Source organism: Enterobacter sp. 03-F-07-AD-ECC, from assembly GCF_047530935.1.
GTDB lineage: Bacteria > Pseudomonadota > Gammaproteobacteria > Enterobacterales > Enterobacteriaceae > Enterobacter > Enterobacter cloacae.
The window spans coordinates 1-6,065 of the sequence record NZ_JBLKBZ010000045.1; the positions used below are offsets into that span (position 1 = coordinate 1).

The window sequence follows — 6,065 nt, forward strand, 5'->3', positions numbered from 1 at the left end:
CCCCTGGGCGAAATGCGCCTGGTAAGCAGAGTTTTTGAAATGTAAGGCCTTTGAATAAGACAAAAGGCTGCCTCATCGCTAACTTTGCAACAGTGCCTTAATTACCGGTGGGGATTCAGGGATTGGTCGTGCTGTTGCTATTGCCTATGCTCGTGAAGGCGCTGATGTTGCGATTAACTATTTACCTGAAGAAGAAGACGATGCGCGTGAAGTGGTCGATCTGATAAAAAAAGCAGGCAGAAATGTTTTGGCCATCCCCGGAGATATCCGTGATGAGGCTTTTTGCGGTCATCTGGTAACACAGGCGGTAAAAGGACTGGGAGGGTTGGATATCCTCGTCAATAATGCGGGTCGTCAGCAATTTTGTGAGTCAATTGAGGAACTCACCACAGAAGACTTCGACGCAACATTCAAAACCAATGTTTACGCTATGTTTTGGATCACCAAAGCGGCCATACCCCATCTTTCACCAGACAGCGTGATAATTAATACCTCCTCCGTACAGGCTTATGAGCCAAGTGAAATCTTGCTTGATTATGCTCAGACTAAAGCAGCTATCGTGGCATTTACTAAATCGCTGGCGAAACAGCTGGCCCCGAAAGGGATCCGTGTCAATGCCGTCGCGCCGGGTCCATACTGGACTGTACTGCAGTGCTGTGGTGGTCAACCGCAGGAAAAGGTGGAGAAATTTGGGGCAAATGCGCCGCTGGGACGCCCTGGTCAACCGGTGGAAATCGCGCCGCTTTATGTCACCCTGGCCGCTCGGGAGAACAGCTATACGTCTGGTCAGGTCTGGTGTTCTGATGGGGGGACCGGAACCCTCTAACGTTTACGATCTGTGCGTCGAAAGTGACTTTTAAGGCAAGGGCGGACACTATTGTATAAGGGCGGGAGCGGTACTTACCGCTCCGTGAATGCTAACCAATCACCGCGATGCCAAGTCGCTCCATGAGCAACGATGCCTGGTAGTTGTCCAACTTAACGCCTTGTAAATCAACGCCCCGAATATCTAAGTCACCCAACTCCGAATTGGTCAGATCGCAATGTGTGAAGTTTGCTGCTCGCCAGTCGAAAGTCGAAAACTCGCCGCCGGAGAGATCTGAACCACTGAACGTCGCGCCCAGTACCTGGGCACCTATCCAACGGTTTTCCCACAGCTCACACTTTTCCAACACGACTTTCGAAAAATTGGCGTAGCTTAGATTGGTATTCGTGATATATGCGCTACAAAACCAGGTGCGCGTGGTGATCATATTCATAAAGCTTGCGCCGCGGAAATCTGCGCCTTGTGCGCGGCAGTGGCGAATTTCAATGCCCAGCGCACTGGAATTGCGAAAATCCGCCATGGATAAATCACAGCTTTTAAAAATGGCATCTTTCAGCATCGCACGACTAAAATTGCACCCTTTCTGGCTTTCACGATCATAGAACTGACAGCCGATAAATTCAGTGCCGCTCAGGTCGGCACCTGAAAAATCACAGTTAAAAAATGTACTATTTTCAATTTTCTCACCGGTGAAACGGTTTCTGTCAATTTTTTCGCCAACGAGTGCCAGAGCCATATTTGTACCTGTTTTTTTTATACAGTAATGGCGTCATGGTAAACCCTGATGAGGTTATGCGTCAAATCCGCCAATATGACATCTGCAAATGTGCGTTAAATCTGGTGTTTTTTCAGCAAAGCGCGAAGCTGATGGTAAGTCAGACCCAGTAATTCAGCGGCTTTTTTCTGGTTAAATTTTGCCTGCTGTAAGCTGGTTTGTAGAAAGTCTTTCTCTTGCTGCTGCTGGAATTCACGCAGATCCAGCGGTAACCCTACAGACATCGGTTTAGTTTCCGGCGCCTGCGGCTGAGTAGTGTGGCGGCGGAAGGGGTCAATGATTATCTCATCCAGCGGGTAATCACTGGTTCCATGCCGGTAAACGGATCGCTCCACGACGTTTTTCAGTTCACGAATATTGCCCGGCCAACGGTAGTGGAGGAGAGTTTCTCTGGCCTCGGCACTAAAACCCGGAAACAGAGGTAATCCGATCTCGCGGCACATCTGAATGGCAAAATGGGGTTCTAGGGATTTTCCGTCCAAAAACGACAAAGTGCTCTGGAGGCCGCGCCGTCCGTGGCCTCCAGAGGGGTATTACTTTTCGCTGACGGGTAAATATCCCTCGATTGAGCGCATAAGCTCCTCCAGATCTGGCAATTTTTCGCTCAATTCGAAGTGGTAAGTCCCCTTGAGGTTAATGTTGTGCCAGGCCACAGGGGATGCCTGTTTGACGATATCTATTCTCTTGGTATCTCCTTGGTATTCGAAGCTGGTCAACAGCTGGCTGAGTATCCTGGAGTTGAAGTAAACGATGGCATTGGTGACCAGGCGAGCGCACTCATTCCATAGCTGGATTTCTTCGTCTGAACTGCCCCGGAACTGATCCCCATTGACGCTGCTCACGGCCCGACGCAGTTGGTGATAGGCCTCTCCCCGGTTCAGCGCGCGCTGAACATAGTTTCTTAAACTGGCATCATCGATGTAGCACAGTAGATAATTCGCTTTCACCAGGCGATTGTATTCCGTCAGGGCTTCCAGCAGCGGGTGATTGCGCTTGTACTCCGAGAGCTTTCTCACCAAGGTGGCTTGCGTTGTTTTCCGCTGCTTAAGTGATACTGCAATCCGTTGGATGGTATCCCAGTGCTGCGCAATACGATGGGTATTGATTGGCTTTTTTAAGCACAGCTGAATTCGGTGTTCTTTGTCTTCCTTGACATCAAACATGTCATTGATCACTTTGCCAACCTGGGCATAGCGTGGGGCAAACTGGTATCCGAACAGATCCAGTAACGCGAAGTTCACATGGTTCACCCCATGGGTATCGGTTGAGAGCACATCCGGAATGATGTCTGACGTATTGCTCATCAACAAATCAAAGATGTAGTGCGATTCATGTTCGTTGGCGCCGATCACTCTGGCGTTGATCGCAGCGTGATTGGCGATCAAGGTCATGGCAGAAACACCTTTTTGAGTGCCAAAGTACTTCGACGAATAACGGGTTTTGAAGGTCTCGCGCCGGGCTTCGAACTTTTGACCATCGGCACTGGCGTGGATCACATCTTCCTGGATGTTGTAGTACCGGAAGATGGGTAGCTTGGCTGTCGCGTTATTGATGTTGTCGTTAGCAGCATTCAATGTTTCCAGGCGAAGATAGTTCGCCTGGATAGTGCTGAGCTGATCATAGGTACGATCAGAGATCTGTGCCATGCCGTAAATGCCTTGATTGGTTGCATTGCCGACCAGAATTGCCAACAGGTCATATTCATGGGAACGGCTTCTGGATTGGGAACCCAGCACATGAGCGAAGCAGTCAATGAAACCGGTGTCACGATCAACCATGCGCAGTACATCCGCAATCCCCGTTGTGGGAATTTGCTGGAAGAAGGGATTGTTGACCAGATGATGTTTGCTGGCCGAAGGCAGGCGCCAGAAGCGTTTACCCTGCGGATTACGCAAGATGATATTCCGGTTGTCTTCCTGTTCAAGATATTCGCCGACTTCGTACAAACGGGTATCCAATTCCATGGCCATCTGTTTGATCAGCTTTTCAGGCTCCTCCGCTAATTTTGTAAAATGGCTCTGTTGAAGCAGCGTATATTTGTTTTTTCGCCAATGTTCCCCGTCGATCAGGTCGGCGTCGAGTGCCCGGTATTTAGTGATATCAGGCAGCGTCAGCTGGCCATTCAGGCGATCAGGAATCTGTTGATAGAGGAACCACTCATAACGATCGATCAGGATATTCCCTTCACCATCCAGCAGGAATTCACGTGATTTTTTGGAAAGGAGTCTGGTGTCGGCAGTTTGCAACTGAGCGTCCTGGCCGTTGAGTTCGTTTTGTGTTTTCGCCAAGGCGGCCGCTAAGTGCTGGGTGCCGTCGCAGCCTTCGAAGCGCAGACATAGGAACAACTCTCGCAGCAAACCTTTCCGCAGACTTTCTTTCTCGTCGCAGTACTGCCACATGGCTTCATCGACCGATCGTCGCTGCTCGTTCAGGAAGAGACATACAGATTCCAGATCCCTTTTGGTCAGCAGGCTCAGTGCTTGCTGTCTTACTGTTGCAAACGGTAGTTGCAGATCAATGCTGTCATCAATGAACAGGTGCAGTACTTCAGCTGCCTTGCTGACATTTTTAGCTGCTTTTTGCCAATCCTTAAACACCGCTTCCTGCGCATAATCCTTTGCCTTCTGTTTGGTCTGTCTGACATGATGCACAAAGCCATCGGCAATACGTTCCAGCGCTTGCTGCCATCGCGTTTGAAGATAGCACAATAAATACAGCCATTGGCTGCCTACGGTTTGACGTTTCAGTTTGGCACCGTAGTAGTCGACTTTCTCTGCCAGGTGTTGCAGATTTTTCTGCGACAGTGATAGCGTGCTCAACAGCAGATCCACTTCCGGCATCCAATGCTGGATATGGCGATAGACAATCAGTTCTTTCTCCAACTCGGTTCCGGTGAAGTTACGAGCCGATTGTCGCAACTGTCGGAACGGCAGTGGACCTGTGCCGTTCACGAGCTCCGCCAGTGCTTGCTTAAGACCGCGTGACATTGCACGCTCAAGGTGCGCGGCCATGTGTTCCTGTTCGTCTCCCACCACCTGACTGATGATCTTTTGCAGCGTGCTGTAGGCAGGGATTGCGATCTTCTGCCCCGAACAATATTCATTGGCCGCATCGAAGAGGTGCCTAGGCGCTGTCCAGGCTCTGGCTTGCTGGGATAAGTAATCTCTCAACGCCGCTCCATGGTCTTTGACATTCCAGCGCTGGTAGTTGCAGAGCTGGAAAACACGTTGGTAAATCCGTTCGTTCTCTTTTGGCGTGAGATTAAAGGGTCTACAGCCTGGGCCTGGTAGAACGGTTTGATAAACGTATTTGAGGTCCTGCTTGATCTGATGAAAGCCGGGATTCAGCACCACCGGCTTGGCTTTGAAATAGCCCAGCAGTACCACCAGCATGTAACGCTGGCCCCGATGACGGAGGCTTTTAGCGATCGCCAGTTCCTTATCGTTCAGCGAGAAAAAGAAGCGTTGGTCGGCGGAGGTGAAAGCGGGGGGTCCATATAACTCATCTTGTTCTGCCTCGGACAAGATTTGGACACGTTCTTCGAATGCCATGGATTTAGCCCAAAAAGACTAAATCTTACTCAAACAGAGCCCAAATAGGGATCTCGAAAAAAGTAATACCCCTCTGGAGGCCACAGACGGCGGGGCCTCCAGAGCACTTTGTCGTTTTTGGACGGAAAATCCCTAGAACCCCAAATTTGTCTCCGTCTTGATCCTCGATGAGATTACCTCGCAGAGAAATGGTCGCACCGTCATGCATCGTTTTGGCCTGTTCGACAGTCATGATTCTTGCATCTTCAGTCCCACGATAACCTTCATCCAGAGCGTGGGCTGGCGGTGGAGCTGTATCATTTTTCAACCCGCCGTTATCATCAGCAAGCGCTGGCGACAATAAAAAACAACATAATAATGGCGTTATGGATAATTTCATATGTTCTCCTTTTGCCAAGGTTGAAATGTTAAGTGTGGTTGCTATTTATTAACACTGCGAACTGGATAAGTCTCAAATAATATTGTTTAAATTAAATCTAACGTTGGTGGGGATATAAGCGCAACGGTAGAGGAAAGTAGGGGGGGGTAATATTCCGAGAAAATTAAGTGTAGCTGGATAATATAGGTCATGCCATTCATTTTGGTCTACGCTTATTAGTCTTTGTGATAAATAATGAGAGGTAATTGAATGGCTGGCTTAAACAAGGAAAAAAAGACCATCAATAAAACCAATTCTGCGCGTTTTCCGGCGCCGCCTTTTCAACAGCAGCAGCAGCCCTTTCCCGGGCTGGCGGGGAAAATGCAACCGCGCCCCGATCATGGAGAAGACAGCTATCAGGGAAGCGGTCGCCTGAATGGGCGCAAGGTATTAATTACGGCACTGTTGCAAATAGTCGGTGGTGATAAACTTATCATCCCCTTTTGCTGATGGAGCTGCACATGAACCCATTCAAAGGCCGGCATTTTCAGCGTG

The 6,065-nt window shown here is 49.4% G+C and carries 3 protein-coding genes and 3 pseudogenes; 2 read left to right on the forward strand and 4 right to left on the reverse strand.

Annotated features, from left to right (window positions below; translation table 11 throughout):
* Positions 1-94 precede the first annotated feature (94 nt).
* Positions 95-826, forward strand: a pseudogene (locus tag ACMWKA_RS25200) (SDR family oxidoreductase); the annotation flags it as partial.
* Positions 827-917: 91 nt separating this feature from the next.
* Here the strand turns inward: ACMWKA_RS25200 and ACMWKA_RS25205 are convergent.
* The 4 genes and pseudogenes from ACMWKA_RS25205 to ACMWKA_RS25220 all read right to left on the reverse strand — a co-directional run bounded on the left by ACMWKA_RS25205 (position 918) and on the right by ACMWKA_RS25220 (position 5,531).
* The gene (locus ACMWKA_RS25205; protein ID WP_014386481.1) at positions 918-1,562 is read right to left on the reverse strand and encodes a quinolone resistance pentapeptide repeat protein QnrB1; all 645 of its coding nucleotides are present in this window, start codon (positions 1,560-1,562) and stop codon (positions 918-920) included.
* A gap of 95 nt (positions 1,563-1,657) precedes the next feature.
* Positions 1,658-2,059 (reverse strand): annotated as a pseudogene (locus ACMWKA_RS25210) (helix-turn-helix domain-containing protein); the annotation flags it as partial.
* 75 nt (positions 2,060-2,134) lie between these two features.
* Entirely contained in the window at positions 2,135-5,152 is a 3,018-nt protein-coding gene (locus ACMWKA_RS25215; protein ID WP_004199413.1) for a Tn3-like element IS3000 family transposase, read from the reverse strand.
* Between the two features lie 25 nt (positions 5,153-5,177).
* A complete protein-coding gene (locus ACMWKA_RS25220) occupies positions 5,178-5,531 on the reverse strand; it encodes a hypothetical protein (RefSeq protein ID WP_022631167.1) in 354 nt (117 codons plus the stop codon).
* A 249-nt stretch (positions 5,532-5,780) separates the two neighbouring features.
* On the opposite strand from ACMWKA_RS25220, the pseudogene ACMWKA_RS25225 reads away from it, so the two are divergent.
* A pseudogene (locus ACMWKA_RS25225) lies at positions 5,781-5,996 on the forward strand (NAD(P)-dependent dehydrogenase); the annotation flags it as partial.
* Positions 5,997-6,065: the final 69 nt, after the last annotated feature.